At 47.6% G+C, this 23,100-nt stretch carries 12 protein-coding genes; 5 read left to right on the top strand and 7 right to left on the bottom strand.

Annotated elements, in window-relative coordinates; all coding sequences use genetic code 11:
- Positions 1-11 precede the first annotated feature (11 nt).
- From F3J22_RS17060 to F3J22_RS17040, 5 genes are all read right to left on the bottom strand, one after another.
- Positions 12-3,380, bottom strand: a complete 3,369-nt coding sequence (locus F3J22_RS17060; RefSeq protein WP_167019154.1) for a DUF1080 domain-containing protein — start codon at positions 3,378-3,380, stop codon at positions 12-14.
- Positions 3,381-3,399: 19 nt separating this feature from the next.
- Positions 3,400-4,671 (bottom strand): Gfo/Idh/MocA family oxidoreductase, encoded by a 1,272-nt coding sequence (locus tag F3J22_RS17055; protein ID WP_167019153.1) that lies wholly within the window; start codon positions 4,669-4,671, stop codon positions 3,400-3,402.
- Positions 4,672-4,991: 320 nt separating this feature from the next.
- A complete protein-coding gene (locus F3J22_RS17050; protein WP_167019152.1) occupies positions 4,992-5,873 on the bottom strand; it encodes an ROK family protein in 882 nt (293 codons plus the stop codon).
- Between the two features lie 222 nt (positions 5,874-6,095).
- On the bottom strand, positions 6,096-6,479 hold the full coding sequence (locus F3J22_RS17045; protein WP_167019151.1) for a hypothetical protein: 384 nt from the start codon (positions 6,477-6,479) through the stop codon (positions 6,096-6,098).
- Positions 6,472-7,875: an MFS transporter gene (locus tag F3J22_RS17040; RefSeq protein ID WP_167019150.1), complete on the bottom strand. Its 1,404-nt coding sequence runs from the start codon at positions 7,873-7,875 to the stop codon at positions 6,472-6,474. The genes F3J22_RS17045 and F3J22_RS17040 overlap by 8 nt, the downstream gene beginning before the upstream one ends.
- Before the next feature lie 83 nt (positions 7,876-7,958).
- On the opposite strand from F3J22_RS17040, the gene F3J22_RS17035 reads away from it, so the two are divergent.
- On the top strand, positions 7,959-8,834 hold the full coding sequence (locus F3J22_RS17035; RefSeq protein WP_167019149.1) for an AraC family transcriptional regulator: 876 nt from the start codon (positions 7,959-7,961) through the stop codon (positions 8,832-8,834).
- On the opposite strand, the gene F3J22_RS17030 is transcribed toward F3J22_RS17035, so the two are convergent.
- Positions 8,835-9,221, bottom strand: coding sequence for a DoxX family protein (locus F3J22_RS17030; RefSeq protein ID WP_167019148.1), 387 nt, complete (start codon positions 9,219-9,221; stop codon positions 8,835-8,837).
- A gap of 58 nt (positions 9,222-9,279) precedes the next feature.
- Here F3J22_RS17030 and F3J22_RS17025 point away from each other — a divergent pair, with 58 nt between their 5' ends.
- Entirely contained in the window at positions 9,280-9,666 is a 387-nt protein-coding gene (locus F3J22_RS17025) for a helix-turn-helix domain-containing protein (protein WP_167019147.1), read from the top strand.
- A 21-nt stretch (positions 9,667-9,687) separates the two neighbouring features.
- Here the strand turns inward: F3J22_RS17025 and F3J22_RS17020 are convergent, their stop codons facing one another.
- The gene (locus tag F3J22_RS17020; RefSeq protein ID WP_205195383.1) at positions 9,688-10,572 is read right to left on the bottom strand and encodes an NAD(P)-dependent oxidoreductase; all 885 of its coding nucleotides are present in this window, start codon (positions 10,570-10,572) and stop codon (positions 9,688-9,690) included.
- Between the two features lie 152 nt (positions 10,573-10,724).
- On the opposite strand from F3J22_RS17020, the gene F3J22_RS17015 reads away from it, so the two are divergent.
- The 3 genes from F3J22_RS17015 to F3J22_RS17005 all read left to right on the top strand — a co-directional run bounded on the left by F3J22_RS17015 (position 10,725) and on the right by F3J22_RS17005 (position 23,037).
- Complete coding sequence (locus tag F3J22_RS17015) at positions 10,725-16,541, top strand: alpha-2-macroglobulin family protein (RefSeq protein WP_167019146.1); 5,817 nt, start codon at positions 10,725-10,727, stop codon at positions 16,539-16,541.
- 152 nt (positions 16,542-16,693) lie between these two features.
- A complete protein-coding gene (locus F3J22_RS17010; RefSeq protein WP_167019145.1) occupies positions 16,694-22,507 on the top strand; it encodes an alpha-2-macroglobulin family protein in 5,814 nt (1,937 codons plus the stop codon).
- Positions 22,508-22,575: 68 nt separating this feature from the next.
- A complete protein-coding gene (locus F3J22_RS17005) occupies positions 22,576-23,037 on the top strand; it encodes a DUF962 domain-containing protein (RefSeq protein WP_167019144.1) in 462 nt (153 codons plus the stop codon).
- Positions 23,038-23,100: the final 63 nt, after the last annotated feature.

The following is a 23,100-nucleotide window of genomic DNA, read 5'->3' as shown; positions in this document are numbered from 1 at the left end:
AAACAAATAACTTATAACGTCTTCACACGAATATTTCTAAACTTCACCACACTACCATGTCCTAAAAATCCGATGTGCCCTGTTTCATTTTTCAGACCAGGATGATCTTTATGATCTAAGGTACCATGGTCGCGGGCATCCGCGATATCACCGTCGAGGATGACTTCACCGTTCAGGATCACTTTTATATGTGTTCCCTGTACGATTGCTTCTTCATAGTTCCACTCTCCTACCGGCTTCAGGAAGCCACGCTTTGCAGGAATGACACCATAAACGGAGCCATGGTACTGGTATTCATGCAGACTCTTATAGATATCTGCTTCATTGTCCAGTATCTGTAATTCCATACCTACATAGGCAGCATCACCAGTTAATGGCGCATGTACGCCCAAACCATTGTTGGCGCCTGGTGTCAGCTGAAACTCAAAACGGAAAGAAAAATCCTTGTATTCATCTTTCGTATACAGGTTACCGTGACCACCATCATCTGAAGGACGAATTACCAGGTTACCATCTTCCATGATATAATCTTTGGTATTGCCTGTCCAGTTATGCATGTTGGTACCATCAAACAGTACTTTATAGCCTGCTTTTTTCTCTTCGTCGTTCAGCGTATAAGCAACAGGGCGTGGCAGTTCTTTGATATAGAGATCGCGGTAAGCCACATAGGTGCCATGCGCCTGCAATTCAATCTGTTCTTCCGGGAAGATAGGCAGGCCGCGGTCCCAGTAGTTTTCGAGGATGGTATTGTCTGTTACCAGCTGACCATTGAGATAAACCGTTACACGGTCTCCTTTCATGATAATACGGAAATGGTTCCATTCACCGATGGCGTTATCTGCCAGCACCAGTGGTTTGCTCTGGTGGGTCTGGTTGTTGTAAAGTCCACCGCTGCCTACTTCTGCGCCCACATTTCTGCGGGAAGTATCCCAGATCTGCACCTGTGGCGATCCGCGCAGGTAAATGCCGGCATCACCCTGGGCAGTAATCTTCCAGTCTACCAGCATTTCAAAGTCGCCATATTTTTTTTCTGTACAGAGATTATCACCTTCGCCGGTAAACACGAGCAGTCCATCTTTCACTACCCAGCCTTTGCGCATGGTTTCATTGGCTTTGGCCTGTGCGGCATTCAGCGTTTTCTCCGTCATCTTAGCTCTGGCGATAGGATTTTCTACCAGGCCTTTCCAGCCGCTGAGGTCAGTACCATTGAACATAGGCACGAAACCTTCTCCGGCAGGCATTTCCGCGATGTATTTACGGATCGACTGGCGCTGATAATCTGCATCACCGCTGCTGAGGTTAGCCGATGCTTTTTCCAGCAGGTTTTTTACCGTAGTACCGTTGAAGGATTTATCCGCCAGCGCAATGTTCATCACTGTTTCAGCCGCTTCTGATTTTACAGCGGCGTTATCCAGGTAATTGCCTGCCAGCAATAAAGCGCCATAGGTTTTGCAGCTGGCCAGTGTTTTCAGTGCCTTTTGCTGTACGGCTGCGGTGCTGGTGAGTTCGAGTGCATTACGCAGCATCAGCACTTTCTGATCAGCAGGGAGCTTATTTTTTGCTGCAATGCCGATGTACCCTGTCAGGGCCTGGTCTTGTAATCCTTTATTCGCCGGGTTTCTGGCGATGTCCAGCAGCATAGGAGCAGCATCGGTGTTTGTCCAGGCGGCTAATGCGCCGATAGCTTCCGACTTCGTTTGTTCGTTACCGTTATTAAATCCAGTCAGGATGGTCTGTAGGGAATTTTTATCCGAGAGTCCAGCCAGTATTTTAAAATAGGCTGCCTGCTTATCTTTCGGCGCCTGTGCCATCAGGGATTGCACCTGTGCGGCAGGGATACCGGTATTGATGATCGCCTGTTGTACAGCCGTTATTTCTTTATTATTGCCAGCATTTATCAGGAGATTATTTAAGGCAGATAAATCGTTGCCGCTGCTCACCGCTGGCAGGGCCTCGAAAGCGGCACTGCGTAACGGATCGGCGCCTTTGGCAGCCTCCAGTACGATGCCAGCATTCTCTGCAGATTTCCTGGCCGCCAGCAGTGCGATCACCGCCGCCTTTCCTTCCGGCGTCAGGCCACTATAGGCAGCTGCAGCCGAAGAGACGACAGTATTACCCGGCATGATGAGCATCGCATTTTGTACCGCCTTTACGGTGGCAGCATCGCTGGTATTCAGCGCAGCCAGCAGCTGCGGCAGTGCAGCGGTTCCGCCGGTGCGGCCGGCAGCATCGATGGCTGCGGTACTCACCAATGGATCTTTATCTTTTATCAGTGCTGTTTCTTCAGCCAGTGCCCAGGTAACCTTATTATCAGCCAGCAGGCGGAGCGCAGCCGCTTTGGTAACGTTGTCGGCAGTACGGAGTAAGGTCAGCACCTGTGCCTGTTGTGGCTTAGACACCGCATCAGCATTGGCAGCAATTAGTTTCCAGCCGGCATTTTTCACACGTGCACGGGCATCCGTAGCCGCCAGGATATAGGTATTGATACCTTTTCCGCCATTGTTGGCAGCGTATAAATCCAGACCGGCAACATATGCATTTTCGCGGGCAGGCGTTTTCGTTGCCGCCATCAGTCCCTGTGCCAGGAGGTCTGCCTGTTTTTTGTCGGAGAGGTGATTGATATAAGTGATATAAGATGCGGTAGCATTGGTTACATCATAGCGGTAGTCTGCCTTTGCGGCAGCGGCTTTCAGCGGAGCAGCGGCGGCAGGGGCAGCAATTTCTGCCAGCGCATAATTGGTGACTTTCGCCAGTTTAGGTTCAGCACCGGTTAACTGCGCGATCAGTGCCGGCGTTGCAGGCGCATATTTAGCATCTCCCAAAGCCTCGGTGAGCGTGATTTTAGCAGCAGCATCGGCAGCAGGCAGTGCATCTGCGATAGCTTTCACACCTTCAGGGGCGGCAATTTTCACCAGGGCTCTCGCAGCAGGATCACAGAGGCGCGCATCTTTCAGGTAAGGAATGAGCACATTTACAGCGGCGGCGTTGCCGGTGGCTTGCAGCTCACGGATGAGGAATGCTTTTGTTTCCGGATTGGAAGCATTGGCAAGTGCTTTAGCAAAAGCATTGCTGGCAGTACTTCTTAGGGCTTCCCTGCCTGGCTGGGTAACATAGAAGGCGTAACCGGCAAGGGCATATTCCATTTTTGTATTGTCACCTTTTCCGGGATCAGCCAGCATGGCGGCCATCTGAACGAGGCCTTCCTCGCCGAGGCCGGCGATCGTTTCCATATTGGTATTGAGTACCTGGGCATTGGTAGCCGGGAACAACGCCAGGATGTCCGCAACTTTGGTATGAAATGCGCGCTGGTCGGGAGCTGGTTGCGCAAAGGCAGTACAGCAGCTGATCAGCAGGCATATAGCGAGTGTGATTTTTTTCATGAGATAGATTTTAGTGAGATCAGATAGTCCATGGGCCGCGCATAGGCTGATAAATCAGTGCATTGGCGCCTGCATCATTGATAAACTCCTGTTTCACCGGATCAAATTCCAGTGAACGGTTTAGTCGCAGTGCGACCTTACCCATATTTACCAGGGTAGCAGAACGGTGTCCGTTTTCTTCGTTGAGTGCAAATTTGCGGCGTAGTCTTACTGCTTCTGCAAAATCAGTTTGTTGTGGCGCCGGGTCAGGGAAGGAGGCCAGTTTTCTTTCCAGGTCCGGGATCGTGGATTTAAAGCCAGGATAGAGTTTACCATTAGGTCCTTCTATGTAGGCTGCTTTTTCGTCTTTACCTTCCCCATCCAGGATGATCTGACAACCATCAGCATAGGTATAGGTAATACGGCGCCAGGTGCCTACTGCATCGGGGTGTTGCTGCGGTGCGTCCACTTCTACTTTTACGGGGCTGGTATTATCTTTTCCGAGGAAGTATTGTACCGGGTCGATATAATGCTGCCCCATGTCGCCGAGTCCGCCGCCATCATAATCCCAGTAGCCGCGGAAGGTCTGGTGTACGCGATGGGCGCTGTAAGGCTTGTAGGGCGCTGGTCCCAGCCACATATCGTAGTCGAGTTCTTTAGGTACGGGCATTTCGGGGAGATTGGTTTTACCTACCCAGTAGAATTTCCAGTCGAAGCCGGTATGTTTGCTGATGGTAACTTTCAGGGGCCATCCCAGGAGGCCGCTTTCCACCAGTTTCTTAATAGGTTTCACGGTGGTTCCCATGCCATAGAAGTTATCTTCGAAGCGGAACCAGGTATTGAGGCGGAAGATGCGGCCATGTTGCTGTACAGCTTCCACGAGGCGTTTACCTTCTCCTATGGTGGCTGTCATGGGTTTCTCACACCAGATATCTTTTCCTGCGCGGGCGGCATCGGCTGCGATGATACCGTGCCAGTGCGGCGGTGTAGCGATATGTACAATGTCTACTTCCGGTAATTGTATTACCTCACGGTAATCTGTAAACGTTTTTACAGATTTGTCTTTCAGCTGGTCCATTGCGAGCTGGATATGACTGCGGTCAACATCACAGATGGCTACTACGCGGGTTCCTGCGTAGCCAAAATGTCCACGTCCCATGTTACCGGTACCAATCACTGCTTTGGTGAGCTGGTCACTGGGAGCAAGGTATCCACGACCGAGTACATGTCGTGGCACGATAGTAAAAGCAGCAATAGCACCCAGTGAGTTCCGGATGAATGAGCGCCTTGAATTACTGTTTTGATTTGCCATAGCGTTTATATTAGAATAGATATACTTTTTGCATTACGTGTATGCAATACCGTTATAAACAGGTTGAATAAATTTACCAACAACATCAGTTCACTGTATTATACAATACAAAGCCAGCCCCTGTTGCAGGAGCAATAATATGTGCAGACTATACGGAAATGAGGAAGTAAGATAGCAGCCGGGATTTGCATTTGCAAGTCCGGCTACAAAAAATGTGATGAGTGGCGAAAACAGCAACGCCCCGTTTTGCGACAGGGCGTTGTGCATTAGTAAGGCTAATAATTATCCTAAAGAACAGGACAAAATCGTATCTATAAAAATTAAACGTCTACAGTTTCGTCGTACCATACGCTGGCAGCGCCTATGATCGCGGCAGATTCGCCCAGCTGAGCGGTACGGATCGGGATGTGAATATTATGCTGCGCCAGCACTGCGGTTACCGCAGGGAAGAACAGGTCAGCGGCATTGGAGATATTGCCACCCAGGATTACTATTTCAGGTTGTTCTTCCTGAATAAAAGGTACCAGGAAGGTTCCCAGGTTAGTACCGAATTCCTGGAAGATATCCAGGATGCGGGGATCGGCACCTATCAGTTCCGTCAGGGCTTTCACATCTTTAACTGCATTTCCGCTAACAGCGGCATACCTGTTGATAAACCAGCGGGAGGAAATATATTCTTCAGCAATGCTGTCTTTAAAAGGAGTACACCAGCGGTCGGCGTCTCTGGCGATGTGGCCATCGAAGGTGGCGGAGCCTAAACCGGTTCCCAGGGTAAGTCCGATGGCACTTTTAAAGCCTCTGGCGGCGCCACTGAAAGCTTCCCCTTGCAGGAAACAGCCCGCATCATTGATGAAGCGGATCTGCTGAGGCTCAGTGTTGAGCTTTGCTGCCAGCAGCTCTCTGACGTTGAGGCCATATAAAGCGTCGTATTTATCCTGGTTCTGCATCAGACTGATCCCTTCTTCATAATTAAAAGGGCCAGGCATGCCTATACCGATAATGACAGGTTGATGTGGTAGTCCGGCAGCTACATCAAGGATAACTGCTGCCCAGGCATCCACGATTTCTGTAGTAGTGCCCTTAGAATTTACACGCTCTCTGCGCCAGGTTTTTTCAATAACCGATCTGTTTTCCAGATCCACCAATGCCGCTGTAATATGCGACCCGCCTACATCCACTCCAACCGCCATGGAATTTTTCATATATTATTTAAGACTGTTAAACGCTAAATCGTTTTAGCGATGAGGACAAATATAATATATTTTTCTTTTTAAAAACAAGACTTATCATCTGCCTGTATTATACTGCAAACAGATAACCATCAAAATTGGTTGTATATGATGGTTATCTGTTTGCTTTCCCCGCCCTTCGGGCAGATGACCACAGCGACTACAATCCAGCCATAGCAGCCACTTTCAGCGACATCACAATATCCATTCCTCTGTCAGCCGCCACCATTTCAGGCCGTATTTCTCCGTCCGGAATATGGCGGATGATCTGCGGGTAGTCAGCGTCTCCCCTACTTCCTGCGTTTCTTCATAATACACCAATGTATAACAGAAAGTGCTAAAAACTTCAGGCGGACTGACGCGTATCACCATACCCGGCTTCGCTCCTTTTGCCTTAGGCAGCCACGCTGCCAGCTCCTGGTAATTCATCGTTTTACCAGCAGCGCCGGTCATTTCAAAATCGCTGCTAAAGTACTGCAGCAGCTGATCTGCCGACAAAGACGCTTCTCCGCAAAACCATTTTTCTATGGCTACGTGAAAATCCATGACCATCGCTATGGCCTTTGCTTCATTATTCATTTGATATCTTTTTAGAATTACTATAATTACCTGCCAGCAGATATCCTGCAAACAGTACCAGGGCCAAAGCAACAAACGCTATCTCTATGGAACGGCTATACGAAAAATGCTCCTGCAATGAAAAGAACAGTGTTCCGATGACCGCCGTACCTGTCACGCTACCTACCTGTATGGCTGTACTGATAATTCCTGCTGCCTGTCCGGCGAGTGCGACCTCCACGTCTGCCATGATCTGCCGCAGCATGGCAGGCATAACGGTACCATGTCCTGTACCGGCCAGCAGCAAACCAACCTTGAGCAGCCAGCCCGGCTGTGGTGCTACATGCATGGCGAATGAACTTACCAGGAAACCGCCTGCCAGCAATAGCATACCACCTTTAGTGAGCTGGCTGGCTGTCAGCCCGCTACGCGGGCTCATCAACGGCGCCAGGAAAAACCCGATGGCATAGGGCATTACCGCCAGTCCTGCCGTAAAAGCATCCTGCTGTAGCCCATTCTGCAAATAATAAGGAAAAATGAGAAAGAAAGCAGCAGTATGATTATACAGATATATCACCCCGGCTCCTTTCAGGAAATGCGGGTCTTGCAGCAGTGGAATATAGATCAGTGGCGACTGCTGCCGGCGCAACAGCAGTGCTTCATAACGTAGCAGTATATATCCGCTCACCAGCGACAACAGCAAGCAGGCGAAAATCCACCAGGGCCAATCCAATTCTCTTCCTTTAACCAGCGGATAAATGAATAACAATAATGTCAGGGTGGCCAGCAACATCCCACCGATGTCCAGTCTGGGGCGTGCGGCGGCCATGCTTTCCTGCATACAGGCATAGGCCATCACACAACAGGTCAGCCCTGCCGGCAGGTTTACGAGGAATACACTTTGCCAGGTATATCCAAATACATGTGCATTGATCAGCAGGCCGCCCAGCAGTTGTCCGGCAATGGCTGCGAGGCCGAATACCGCCCCGAATACCCCCATGGCGCGTGGTTGTTCTGCCGGCGGAAATATCACCCGGATGGTGGCGATCACCTGCGGCGCCAGCATGGCGGCACCCATGCCCTGCAATACCCGCGCGGCGATCAGCCATGTTATACTGATGGCGCCGGCACAAGCTGCAGAAGCGATGATAAACAACAGCATCCCGGTGATAAACACGCGCTTCCGGCCGAAGATATCTCCCAGTCGCCCACCGGTGACCACCAGCACAGCATAGGTGAGGCCATACCCCGCCACTACCAGCTGTAAAGCGGTATCTGTGGCACCGAAGGCCTGCTTAATATCCGGCAGTGCCACATTAACAATAAAAAAATCCAATGGCGACAAAAACGCACCTATTGATAGAATGGCCAGTATCAACCATCTACGGCTATTATATTCCTGTGCAGCAACAATCATCCCTGTTTATTTTGAAGGACAAAGCAACAACAGGAAGTACAAAAAAAATGGTATTTACAGAGGTTTGTATTGTACCTTTACAGATGTCTTTTACAAAGATTATAGATCAGGCAGAAGTACAGCTGGTACATACCACATCGAAACCTTACCGGTTCCGGTCAGATTATTATTTTGAAATGGCGTATGTGCTGGAAGGCAAGGGGCAACATACGGATGAACAATATCAGTACCGTTATAGTGCGAAAAAATTATTCATGCTGCAGCAGGGAACCCGGTATTCCTTTATGCCGGAGGCAGCCACCACCATTGCATTTTTTCGGTTCAGTCCAGCTTTTATAGACCAGGTAAGGTTTGAAAATGAGCGGATAGAAACCTGTGACAACCTGCGAAAGATCAGTTATATCCTGCATCATTACCATGCGAAGGCGGGCTGCATTTTTCGTGACAGGGAAGATGAGAAAACGGCGAATGTATTGTTGGCGGGCATCATACGGGAATATCAGCAGAAAAATTACGGGCATACGTTGATCATCCGTCAATCTCTATCTATCTTAATTAACCTGATCGCGCGAAACCTGATCAGCAGTGAGGGCCAGGTATCCGGCGATGGCCATGCACAACCGGCGGCCATGCGACTGATCACCTATGTGCAGCAGCATATCCATGATATGGAGGCATTAAAGCAGGAGGTGATGGCGGCGGCGCTGCATATCTCTCCGAATTATATGGGAGAATATTTTAAAAAACATACGGGCCGGAGCTTACAGGAATATATACAGGAGTACCGGCTGAAGCTGATAGAAACGCGGCTGACGTACAGCAGCATGCGCCTGAAGGAAATTGCGCTGGAACTGTGTTTCAATGATGAGAGTTACCTGACAAAATATTTCAGGAAGCACCGGGGTATGACGCCCGGCGCCTACAGGAAAAAATTCAGTGGAAAGCAGGCCGAAGGCTGATTACGCCTGTTTATCGATGCTGGCAGGTCCTGAGCCGAAATAGGCAATGATGAGACAAGCGCCTGTCAGGGCAACATTTTTCATGAACATGGCCATTTGCATCTGTGCCGCTGCGGGGTCTGTAATGCCCCAGAATTTGTGCATATACAGTGTCACCGGCACCAGGAAGATAACAAGCAGGATAGCGCCTGTACGGGCCTTAAAACCCAGTAAAACGCTCAGGCCACCGGCGAGCGCCAGCACACCGGCCACCCGTACCAGGAAAGCGGCGGCAGGAACACCTGCGGCAGCAGCATAGTCGATACCTGCTCCCAGCGCATGGTTAAAACCGGAAAAAACGAAGATCAGGGCAAAAAGGATGCGCCCGAGTAAGAGGACAATTTTCATAGTGCTGTAGGTTTATGTGTTAGTGCAATCGTATTATATTTACATCAAAGAAAATCACATGAAAAAAGAAAACTCCACGAATGCAATCAATGCCAGGCAACTACGGGGGGATTGTGGAACGGTTTATACTTTATCACTTATCGGCGGCAGATGGAAACCAGTTATCCTCTGGCGGTTGCTGGCCGGAAAGATGCGATACAATGAGTTGAAAAAGTCCATTAATGGTATTTCAGAACGTGTACTGGTATTACAGCTGCGTGAAATGGAAACAGACGGACTGATTCAACGTGCTGTATATCCTGAAGTGCCGCCAAGGGTGGAATATGAAATTACGCCATTGGGAGCTTCTATGGAACCGATCCTGGAGGTAATGTCCGACTGGGGAATATCCCATATGCCGGAAGATATTCGTCACTCCCAGGACCCGACACTTCAGCATGTATGAATATACTGAAAATTCCGGTGGTTATTTTAGTCCGGCATCATTGATGGCGCCAGTGGCGAGTGCTACCCAGTCGTCATCACGGCGACCCTTGCTGAGTACTGTCAGCAAACGCTGATGTACCAGGTTGGCCATTGGCATAGGGGTATACGAAGTTCTTGCCACTTCCAGTACCAGGTCTATGTCCTTCAGGCCTAAAGATGCCTTAAAAGCTGCTTCGCTGCTGAATTCCCTGTTGAGGATCATCCCACCATAGTTGCGGAATATTGGTCCGGAGAACATGGTCGTTGTCAGCATTTCGTACACCACCTTTACGTCCAGGCCGTTCTTTTCCGCCAGCACAAAGGATTCCGCCATCATTTCCATGGAAGCGGCGATCATAAAGTTGCCGATCAGCTTCAGCACATTGGCACTGCCTGCCTTCTCTCCCAGATCAAAAATATTTTTTGCGAAGCCATCTGTCAGCAGATGACGGATACGTTCTTTTCCGTAGGTATGACCGGAGATCACCGCATTGCCCACTTTAGCAGCGGCTGCCTCGGGCCTTGCAAATACCGGTGCGCCCACATAGGTAACACCATGATGTTTGTGATGGTCTGCCAGTGTATTGGCTGTTTCCGGAGAGATAGTACTCAGGGAGGCGTGTACACCACCCTGGCCCAATGCGGCCACGAATGCATCGTTGGCAATTTCCTTCAGGGCAGCATCATCCGATACCAGGGTAAATACGATGCCTCCTTTTTCAATGGCAGCCAGCGGACTATCAACGATCTCTGCACCCAGCGCTTCCAGGGGCAACGCTTTATCACGGGTGCGATTGTAAACCTTCAAATGATGTCCTGCCTTGAGTAAGTTGGTAGCAATGGGTAAGCCCAGGTTACCGATTCCGATAAATCCTATTGTTTTCATAATTGCTTAATTCTGAAATTGAGGTTTCTTTGAAAGGAAAGTTAGTGGAAAAAATCCAGATTCCCGGTAATCGCTATCGCTATAAAAATATTGACGATATCAATTGTAAATCTTATATTAAATGCAGCATTAACCGATAGCCGACTATACCTATGAGATGGATCCTGATCTTATTTTTGTACTGTTATACCTATACCGCTTCAGCCCAGGAGCCTTTGTCTGAAACCGCTACCAGCAGCCACGTGCAGGCATTATACCGTATCAGCAATGCGGAAGCATTAAAAATATTCAAAAGCAGCATCGAATATCCCAGGGCCAGCAAGTATATCAAAGGCGCCACGGAGCAAATTGAATTTAATGCAGACACTTCCCTGTTACATACACTGGTGGGCGTTTTCCCGATAACCGAACCACTCCCGGCCAATATACCTGCCGGTCACTATATCACCGTATCGGCAGCAGGAACGTTGGTGCATTACCGTTACATAACCATCAACACTATACATCTTTCCTTGCTCGATAACAACAGGGGATTACTGCTCACGGTCACCGATAAAGCAGGAAATAATATCCCGGATGCCCATGTGAAGCTCGAAAATAAAAACATCCGTTATAGTCGTAGCACCCAGTGCTACCTGCTGCCGCAGTCCGACAGGCAAGGCATTATTACTGTCTCCTACCAGGGGGTAGATAATTTCATGCATGTATTCCCGGAATATTTTGCAAAAGGCTATGAAGGCAGACCATCGCCCTTCGCCACATTCTGGAAAAGAACAAGACGTGTACTGAGTCCTAAGCGTATCGCAAAAAAAGCCATGCTGTCTTTAAAACCCTACACACATTTTTATCATGCCTATATGGCCTTAAGCAAGCCTAAATATAAACCCGGCGATACCGTTAAACTAAAGACTTTCGCAGTCAATGATAAAGGCGAGCCGGTGAATGAACCACTGCAGGTTCGTGTAGCCCAATGGTATGGCAAACTCGATACGATCATCGCCACCATCCGGCCTTACCGGCCAGGTGGCTATGAATATAGCTTTCCGCTTAACGCATCGCTCCGCATGTTGCGCGACCGTGAGGTAAGCATTCAGCTGGAACGCACTACCGAAGGAAGAGAAACGATAGCGGATAAAAAATTTATCTATGGGGAATATGAGCTGAAAGATATCCTGTTCCAGGTAAGAAGAAACCAGGAACCGACAGATTATGCTAAAGGTCAATCTATTAAACTATTTATTAAAGGCACCGACAACAACGACCTTCCCCTGCTGGACGCACGCGTAAAAATCAGCATCACAACGGAATCTTCTGACAGCTACCGACCAGGCATGACCTTTGTTCCATATAAACTAATGGAAGAAACCATTCCGCTGGAAACCATTGGTGAAACCGTTTTCAATATACCTGATTACATTTTCCCCGATGCCGGCATTCAGTTTACTGTTACGTGTCAGCTGCTCACAAGCGACAACAGCGAAAAAAAGGAAACCTTTACCCTTCATCGCAGTAATAATCCAGGCAGGTTTGAATTTGATGTAAGAAAAGATGAAGTATTCATCAGTTATTTTGAGGGAGATACGCCCAAATCTGTTCCGGGCGCGCTGTTAATCCATAGCGCTGTCAATGATTCACCGATGGTGAAAAATGTAATATTCCCCTGCAAAACGACGATTCATCCCTGGATGACGATGGTCAGTGCCCGGACAGCCGATATCTCCAATGACTATGCGATCGATGGTCATCCTGACCAGGTGGATGTAAGTGGTATTCTCACCAATCATCATCTTCATATATTATTACACAATCCGCGAAATATACCTGTCAGATATCAGCTGATAAAAGAAAAGAGAATTATTGAAAAAGGTTTCGGCACAACGTTCGACAGGCACCTGAGGGCCAATGGCAGAAAGGGTTACAAGCTGAACCTGCAATATACCTACGGCGGCAATACCAGGAGTAAGGAGTACAACTTCCTGAAAACAACTCATGACCTCCAGGTAAATATAGATGCACCACCCGTGATACAGCCCGGTGGAAAAACACGTATAACCGTCAACGTTACAAACCATAACCAAAAGCCTGTTAAGGATGCAGACGTTACCGCCTTTGCCATTACTACCAAATTCGGAGACGGCATGCCCAAGCTACCATCCTGGCCTTACCGTAATAAGAATCTTTCCGCCTACTACCCGTCCTATATGCTGTCCGGCACCAGGACAACACAGCAGGATGCCATGCTTGACTGGACCAGCTGGAAATCCTTACTGGGATTAGATACGATGCCCTATTTCCAGTTCTTTCACCCGGAAAAAGTGCTGTACAATTTTGAAGCTACAGCAGATACGGTTACACAGCTGGCAGTTTATGTAGTGAAGAATGGTTTTCCTATGGTTCCACACCTGATATGGATAGATAATGTGCTGGCTTATACCCACGGTACACTCAGCACCGAACATTACAGTATTCCTGCCACACCTGGCTATCACCAGGTCACCGTAAGAACAGCATCGGAAAAAATTACGCTGGATGATATTTATGTTCAGCAGGGAAGAAAAAACATGATCGCTGTAAATGCAGATATACCAGGCAATGGCGTCACCATCACACCGGCCGGTAATTACTTCAACAGCGAGGAAAGGAACCTGATCAACAATACGACTACTTTCCTGGAAACCAGGGCCTACGGCCATAAAGTGCAGTATGTACAGCAGCAGTATAAAGTCTTGCCGGTGCCTTTTACAAATCCCAAACCTGGCTACCTGATCGGCCCGGGTTACACCAGCTACAACTATATCTATCCGCATCGCTTTAAAGATACTGTCAGCCTGGAAATTGATACACCTGCCATGCTGCGGTCAGCTGATATACCCACACAACCGGAGAACATGGCAGACCGATATTTTTCGGGTAGTCTGTCACATATCTGGGACTACCCTATCCTGAAAGGGTATATTGCCACCACCTCCAGTCTGCTCAGGGATTACAGACATTTTCTCGAAGGACTCTCCATCAATACCAGGGCAGTCTATTACAGGTTCAATAATAAATTAATTGTCCATCATGATCCCTTAACGGAAAAGAATATACGGCAGCAGTTTTTATATGCGCTCCGCGACAAGTTTTTTATTATCCTGGGAGATCGCACGGTACATGAATTCAGCGACTTGCACCCCCAATATTACAAGCTGGTGGTGCTGATGAAAGACAGCGGCTATATTGTGCACGACAGCCTGGAGGTATTCCATGGCGGCGTCACCGTGTATAACTTTGTACAGCCGGAGATATTACCCGACAACGATTCTATTCTACGACTCCGGGAGCTTCTGAATGTAGCCGTGGCGCAGGGTTCAGACGGAGCAGAATTTATCACACCCTATGATAGGGATTACCGCATCAACAATTACTATCGCGGGAATACCACGGCGGGCGACATAAAAATTACCGGAAAGGTTACAGACCTGTCGGGGCGGCCTATCGCCGGTTGCAGTATTGCCGTCAGAAATGGCAGCCGAGCCACCATTTCAATGAACGATGGCAGTTTCATGATGAATGTATTCCAGAAAGATACCCTCTTTTTCTCCTTTATTGGATTTGAGACCATTTCGGTCCCTATTCAGAAAGGCAAGAAAGAATATAACGTTATCATGAACGACAGGACATTTGGCCTGCGGGAAGTAGTTACGTCCTCCTATTCCTATCGCGCGAGGAGGATTTCCTTTAGTGGCTCCGTCAGCGTGGCCAGTGCAGGAAAAGGGCGCGGCAGCAAAAAGAATATGCTGAAAAGCCTGGACGACCCGGCAACCACCAATGCAGCACAGCAGTCTGGTCTGGCTTTATCTGCCAGTAGTCAGCAGCCCCTCATCCTGATCGATGGCGTACCTTATAATGGCGTCTTCACCGACCTTCAAAAGGCCGGTATTGGCACTATTAATATACTGGCAAAAGAAGAAGCCATGGCATTATATGGCAGCGCCGCCGCCAATGGCGCGATCATTGTCACCAGCAATGGGAAAACGCCGCTGCTGCTACAAAAAAACAAAGATGACAAAGTAGAGGAAATAAAACGGAACTACCTGCGGCATAACTTCCGTGATGACGCCTTCTGGCAACCACGGTTACGCACCAACGCAAAAGGAAACGCCACCTTCGACGCCGTTTTCCCGGATGACCTCACCAACTGGAAAACCTTTGCCATCGCCATGACACGAGGCAAAAGAATTGGCGCCGCCACCGCTGAAACAAAAGCTTTCCGCAGTATCGCCACCACCCTTGCACTGCCGCACTTCCTGGTACGGGGCGATAGCCTGGATATTCTGGCCAAAATACTGAACTATAACCAGGACACCCTCCGGATAAACAGTTCACTCACCGTAGATGGAACACCGTTACGCAACAACGACATCACACTGGTGGAAAGTAAGCTGGAAAAGACAGCCGCCATTACCACAACAACAGACAGTATGCGCATCACCAGCCGTATAAAAAATGAAAACATCGATGATGGAGAATACAAGGCGATTCCGGTGATAGCACCTGGTACCATAGAATCATTCGGTACTTTCCTCCCCTTGCGGAAAGACACCTTCTTCACCGTCGCCCTGCAGGATACCACGCCGGCAAGGATAACCGCCACGCTTAGCCCGATGCCGGTATTACTGGATGAAATAAAAAGACTGGAGAGCGACGATCGTTCCTGCAACGAACAGGTGGCCTCCAAACTGATCGCGATGCTATTGCAGAAAAAGTGGTACAAAAAAATGGGTAAAACATTTACCAATGATGAAGAGATCAGAAAGGCAACAACACTGCTGGAAGAAGCCCGCAAAAGGGATGGCATGTGGGGATGGCTCGCCAATCAGCCATCAGAGTTCTGGATAACGGCACATGTCATCAAAGCACTGCATATGGCGGCAAGGGAAAAATTCACCACCACCTATAACGATACGGCCATCAGCAGGTACTTCGTGCCAATACTCGACAGCTTTAAGATGAGCGACAAACTCACCATGATCAACACACTAATAGAGGTAGATCCCGCATTTGAAGCACATTGTTACCTCGATACGATTTCTACCAACATGGTAGACCAATCAGACCAGCTCCGCCTGCTGGAAATAAAACAAAAGGCAGGCATCTCTATATACACCGACTACCTGTTATCACATATAGAAAAAACCAGCTATGGCACTACCTATTGGGAAGCACTTTCTCCTGAATGGTATGTCTGGTATTCGGATATGACAACAACATTAGGCGCCTACCGGATTCTCCGGAAAAAAGGAGGACAGGAGGAATTACTGCGTACTACCCGTGCCTGGGTACTGGAAAGCAGGGCGCTGGATGGCTGGAGAAACACCTATGAATCAGCCAACATCCTGGAAACCATCGGCGACGATCTGCTGGCAGAAAATGAATTGGAACCTCCTGCCCTGTTTATTGAAGGACAACAGATAGCAAAATTCCCTTATGACAGCACCTTTACTTCCCAACAAATTCACGTACAGAAGAAAGGCACCAGGAGTATCTATTTTACTGCGGCACAGCATCATTTTAACAGCAATCCTCAAAAGGTAAACGGGACATTCAATGTCAATACCTATTTCCAGCAGAACAACTACCCTGTCAGTTCCCTTGTTGCGGGTATTAAAACAGAGATGATCGTTGATGTAGATGTAGACCATGCTGCTGAATTCATAGCGATAGAAGTTCCTGTTCCTGCGGGCTGTTCCTATGATGAATCCATGAAATCACTGGACTTCAGCGAGGATTACTTCCGGGAATACCGCTATCAGAAAGTAAATATCTATTGCAGGAAATTGGCCGTTGGCCGTTACAGATTTGTCATTCACCTGATGCCCAGGTATAGCGGCAGGTTTACCATCAACCCGGCCAGGGCGGAAGAACTGTATACCCCGCTGCTGTTTGGTCGCGAAGCGATGAAAAAAATAGATATAGGCGAACGTTAATATAGCTGCTTACCTGGTGCCTCTCCGGGCACTAGGTAAGTTAATTCCCCTTCCGCATTTCATAACCACCTGTAATTCAATACCATACGGCATTCCACATGGTTTTATGCAAGCCATAAGCTATATTTAATCATACCTTATGTCACGATACCATGAAATGGATACTCACTATTTTCCTGTTTTGTTACCTTAGTAATACTGTCGCCCAACAACCGCTTTCTGAAGCAGCGACCCAAAGCCATGTACTGGCTGTTTATAAAATATCCAATAAAGAAGCCCTTGAAGTTTTTAAAACCATGATCAACTATCCGGATGAATTAGAATTTACCCGGGCAGCTTTGCGTCAGGATATTTTTTGGGTAGACGATAATTTGTTGCACACGCCAGTACGCATCATAAAAGAGGATGAGCGAGCGGAGACTGTACTTCCGCCAGGACATTACATCCTGGTAAAAACTGTTGACCAGAAGACCAGCTACAGTTATCTGACGGTCCCTTCTGCGTATACTACGCTTTTAAATAACAACAAGGAGTTACTCCTGGTTATCACGGATATCAATGGTAATCTGATTACTGACGCACAGGTACATCTCAATAACCGCATCATTCCCTACAATAAAAAAAATCAATGCTACCTGCTTCCATCATCCGGAAAAAAAGGCATCCTGCGCGTACAATATAAGGATGTCGTTAATTACCGCCACCTGCTGCCGGCCACAGATGGATATTCACACAGGTATAATGAATTCGATACACGATGGGAATTCTGGTGGCACCGTTTCGGAAAAAAATTCAACCCCGCCCCCGCTTATAAAAAGTTCATCGGGAAATTTAATGCTCATAAAAAAAGTATCTACCAGTACATGGTTATCAATAAACCCACCTTCAAACCTGGTGATACGGTGAAGCTAAAATCCTTTATTGCCGCAGGTAATGGTGTACCATGGACCATTCCGTTACAGGTAAGACTACGCCAACATCAAAGTCATGTAGACACGGTACTTGCCACTATTTCTCCCTACCGGCCTGGTGGATATGATTACAGTTTTGTACTTAATGATAGCCTGCACCTACATTTAGACAATTACGCAGACATCAACCTGGTATCACATGAAAAAAATTCCCGGCGAACCGTTTCCAGCAAATCCTTTTCCTATGAGGCATATGAATTGACCAACGAAAAATTTGAAGCCCGCATAGGCGAAGCGTCAAAGGAATATTACCGCAAACAACCGGTTAAACTTTATTTCAGGGCTACTGACCAGAATGATTTGCCGGTATTGGATGCCAAAGTAAAGGTAACCGTACAGGTACAGGAATCAAGTCAGTATGTAACCGGCATTACCTATATCCCGGATATCATATACGAAAAAACTATCCCGCTCGAAACCATTGGGGAAACGTTACTGATCTTACCTGATTCTATCTTTCCCAATGCACAAATGCGTATTACTATAAACTGTACGCTGGAAAACAGCGCTTTCGATAAATCAGACCAAACCCTGTCTATCCGGTACAACCAGGAACCCGGGATTTTCAGGTTTAAGGAAGAAAAAGATTCGCTGGCTATCTCCTATGAAACGAGGGGACAACAAGTGCCTGTCATAGGACAATTATATATAACCAACCGTTTATCTGATACCGGCATTGTTTACACGCAACAATTCCCGTGTAAAATAGTCAACAGTGCTTTTACCCATGAACTTGTTGCCAGTACCGATAGTGTGAGCACTACCTACAACGTGAATAGCAACAGCAATGAAATTATTGCCCGCGGTGGTATCTTCGGCGACTCACTAATTATCAAACTGGATAATCCCAATAAAGTCCCCTTCTGGTACCAATTGGCAAAAGGTAAAAGGATTATCGAAAGAGGCTATGGTACAGACTATAACAGAACAAGTAAAAGTGGCCGCAAAACAGCTTACAAATTAATGTTGCAATATATTACAGCAGGAATACCAAAGGAAAGATCATTTTATTTCCTCCATGGCAATCATAATTTAAATGTAGATATAGATGCACCAGCTGTCATTCAGCCGGGAGGCAAAACACGTGTAACGGTTAAAGTTACGGATGCAGATGATAAACCCGTGAAAGACGCGGATGTTACTGCGTATGCCATTACCAGCAAATTTAAGGCAGGCACTCCTTACGCCCCTAAGTTCCCCTACTACAACAGGAAATCCCTGAATAGCATCAAAAGGTATAAATTCACCGAAACAATTGATGCCAACTTCGACCAGACATTAAACTGGGATAAGTGGAAATCGGTTCTCGGACTGGATACCATGGCCTATTACCGTTTTTTTCATCCTGATAGTGTGTTGTATAACTTTGAGCCTACCATCAATGGCGCTACACAGCTGGCCCCGTTTGCCGTTAAACATGGTATGGCACAAATGCCTTACCTGATATGGATAGATGACCAATTGGTCTATATACGTGGCACCAGCAATACCACTTATAGCTTCCTGGTAAACCCGGGATACCACTCCGTAAGAATCAGGACCAGCGACCAGGAAATACACGCCGATCATATCTATGCCCCTGCCATGAAAAAAACATTTATCTCTCTTAACCTGGATCACAGCACAGCTGCTATCAAAATAAATGAGCGAACAAATGTTTTCACAAACCAGGAGAAACAACTGATAGACAAAAAAACATATCAACTGGCAAAGGTGGGAGATAGAAAATTGAGGTATATCAAATCCTACAGTGGTATATATCCGTTGCCTTTTGAAGGGAGTGAAAGCTCACTGCTGATAGGTCCTTTTCAGCAAGTCGAGAATGTCTTTTCAGTACCGGGTTCATTTGAGCAGGAGTATGTGGCAGAAGGCAATTACTCTTTCGAAATACAGAAAGGATTGGTGAAACAAAAAGAAGCGCATATCAGCGAAAAATATTTTTCCGGCAAACTGGAATCTGACTGGGAACTACCTTCTCTGCGCGATTATGTTTCAGACCGGCTCATGCTTGATTCTTTATACAATGAGTTTGTCGAGACATTAAATACTACTTTCCTGCATGATGATTCACCAGGAACAGGACAATTGATGGTGATGCATGATATGGTTGTAAGAAGAAGCATCAGGCAGCAGTTTCTATATTCGATGTCCGACACCTCTTTCCTGTACATGAGAGGTACCTATGATCAGACATTTGCACGTCTCAAACCCGGCTACTATAAGCTGCTGGTACTCATGAAGGGAAATGGGTATGTTATCCATGATTCCCTGCAGGTCAGAGATAGTCAGCTTGTTGTTTACAATTATAAAAAGACTGTCATCACCCCGGATAACGACAGTATCCGTGAAATTCGCAAACTCCTGGATGAAACAGTTATCAACAAGGTCGGCGGCGATGTATTCGTACGCCGGGCAAGCGCCCAGCCTAAGGAGTCTGAAGAGCTACGTACACTCGACATGAACCTTCCATTGATTACAGGTGCCAATCTGAAAGGGAAAGTATCTGGTGTAGTAAAAGATAATAACGGGGACCCCATCTATGCTTGTACTATCCAGGTGAAAGGCACGCGCAATGGTGTCATTACGGACACCAGGGGAGCGTTTACATTAAGGGTTCCTGCCCAGGGAGAGTTAGTATTTTCCATGGTAGGATATGAAAGAAAAACTTATCCGATTACCAACAACAAGGTTTATAATATTACTTTAAATCAAAGTGTAAATGCATTAAACGATGTAGTAGTTACCGCCTACGGCACACAAACCAGGAAAGCATCATTATCAGCACCGGCATTAACGCAAACACCCAATGCTACCATTGCGGAGGCGCTGCATGGGAAAGTAGCCGGTATCTCCTTTCGTGGGGAAGGGTACGCTAAAGGGAAGCAAAAAATATTGGTGTTGATAGATGGCGTTCCATATAACGGCGCTGTTGAAGATCTCGATAAATCGGCCATTACCTCGATGCAGGTATTAAACGGCACTGAGGCCGGCGCGCTATATGGCAGCGCTGCTGCCGATGGAGCTATTGTTATTACCACCAATGGTAAAAGTCCGTTCGGCGCGCATACCGCCGGCCCTGAACAGGAACCAGTGGCGCCGGAGAACAGGCTGCGCCGCAACTTCCGCGACGATGCCTTCTGGCAGCCACGGTTACGCACCAACGAAGCAGGAAAAGCCAGCTTTGATGTCACCTACCCCGATGACCTCACCAGCTGGAATACCGTTGCACTGGCCTTCACCAGCCATAAACAGACAGGTACCGCATCAGCTACAACCAAAGCCTTCCGGACAGTAGCCGCATCCCTGGCGCTTCCCCACTTCCTGGTATATGGAGATACGCTCGACATACTCACCAAAATCACCAACTATAACCAGGATTCTCTATATCTGCAACGACAGCTGAAAGTAGATGAAAAAGAACGTTTAAGCGGCCCCGTTTCACTGGTCAACAGCAAAACAGAACTGACCGCTGTTACACCACTTAGCACCGACAGCATGCGTGTCAGCTTCCTGGTCAGCAATGACCATATCGGCGATGGCGAATACAGAACGATTCCTATTAACACAGCTGGCACCACAGCAAGTATCGGTACCTTCCTGGCCTTGCGGAAAGATTCCACCTTTACCATCAATCCCGCAGATACCACACCAGTACAGGTTTTCGCTAGTAGCTCCGCTATGCCGGTATTGTTAGATGAAATACAGAAATTAGGAAATTATAAATATTTCTGCAACGAGCAGACCGCCTCCAGGCTCATAGCGTTACTATTACAAAAGAAATGGTATGAACAGCTGGACAGCACTTTCACCGGCGACAAACAGATCAATAAACTAATCCGGTTACTGGAACAAAACCGCAACCAGGACGGCCTGTGGGGCTGGTGGAAAAATACGGAATCTGAATACTGGATCACGGCGTATGTCATGAAAGCCTTGTACATGGCCACGCTGCAAGGCTTTAAAGCCGAATATGATCCCGAAGCCATTACCCGGTTCGTTGCACCGATACTGGGCACCTACCCGCTACCAGACCAACTGCAGCTCATCGATGCACTCATGACCGTTGACCCGTCTTTCAAAGCAGCAGCCTACCTGGATACCATCAGCACAGCCAAAACAGCTGCCTGGTGCCGGCTAAAACTACTGGAACTGAAACAGCGTGCAGGCATTAAAGTGAGTACATCGTATTTGCTGCATACCACCCAGCATACCAATTACGGGAATACTTTCTGGTCAGATGAAGACCCTGGCATAATAGGCACCAGGATGCTCAATACGCTGGCTATATACCGCATCCTGAGAAAGGAAGGCGGCCACGACGAGCTGCTGCGCAGTACCAGGGCCTGGATCCTGGAAAACAGGGGCGCCAATGGCTGGTTAAATACCTGGGAATCTGCCAATGTCCTGGAAACCATTGGGGATGATATCATTGCGGAAAATGAGCGCGAAGCGCCTTCCCTGCAAATCAACAACCAGACCATCACTCAATTCCCATTCCGGCAAAGGTACCCTGCCACCGCGTTACAGGTGCAGAAGAAAGGGAACCGCAGCATTTACTTCTCCGCTACGCAGCAGCATTTTGTTGCCAACCCTGTAAGAAAAGATGGGGCGTTCCGTATCAGCAGCAGCTTTGCAATGAATGATAAAATGGTAGACACGCTCACCGCCGGCAAGGAAATTACCCTTCAGGTAAATGTGGAAGCAGTGGATGATGGCGAATATGTAATGCTGGAGATTCCGGTTCCTGCTGGTTGTTCCTTTGCCGAAAAGAGCCAGGAATACTGGCATGGTGTCGAGTCTTACAGAGAGTATTATTATGATAAAGTCAATATCTATTGTCGCAAGCTACGCAAGGGACAACATCAGTTCACCGTGAAACTGCTGCCGCGTTACAGTGGCAGGTTCAACCTGAATCCTGCGAAAGCGGAAGAAATGTATGCCCCTGCGCTGTACGGCCATGAAGGCATGAAAAAAGTAAATATCCAACAGCCATAACGTTATTTCCCGCGTTGCAGCGCGGGAAATAAACCTTATATTTATAAAGACCTTCAAAAAGCCCAAACATGAGAACAGTACAATCCTGGCTGGATGAATATGGTTCCAGTCACCGTAATTCCACGAACAAGCTGATACACTGGATCTGTGTACCGGCTATCTTCTTCAGTATTGTTGGTTTCCTGTATAACATTGCACTGCCAATACACCTGGGCGGTTTACAGCTGACCGTAGCGCATATTGCACTGGCACTGGTGCTGGTATATTATGTACGGCTCTCTCCTTCCCTGGCCGCAGGCATGCTGGTTTTTGTACTGGTATGTTTATGGCTGTGGCGATTCATTGAAAATCATGGTATTGCTCCATGGAAGCTGTCGTTGGCGATATTTGTTCTCGCCTGGATCGGTCAGTTTATAGGTCATAAAATAGAAGGCGCCAAACCTTCTTTCTTTAAAGATCTGCAGTTTCTCCTGATCGGGCCGGCATGGCTGATGAGCTTTGTTTATAAAAAAGCCGGCATCCCCTATTAATAAATCTTCCCGCTACTATCTTCTTACATACTATCTTCTTACAAAAAATAATAAAGCCCCGAT

Source organism: Chitinophaga sp. Cy-1792 (assembly GCF_011752935.1).
GTDB lineage: Bacteria > Bacteroidota > Bacteroidia > Chitinophagales > Chitinophagaceae > Chitinophaga.
The sequence above is the reverse complement of the archived record's forward strand: the minus strand, read 5'-3'. Positions and strand labels throughout refer to the sequence as shown.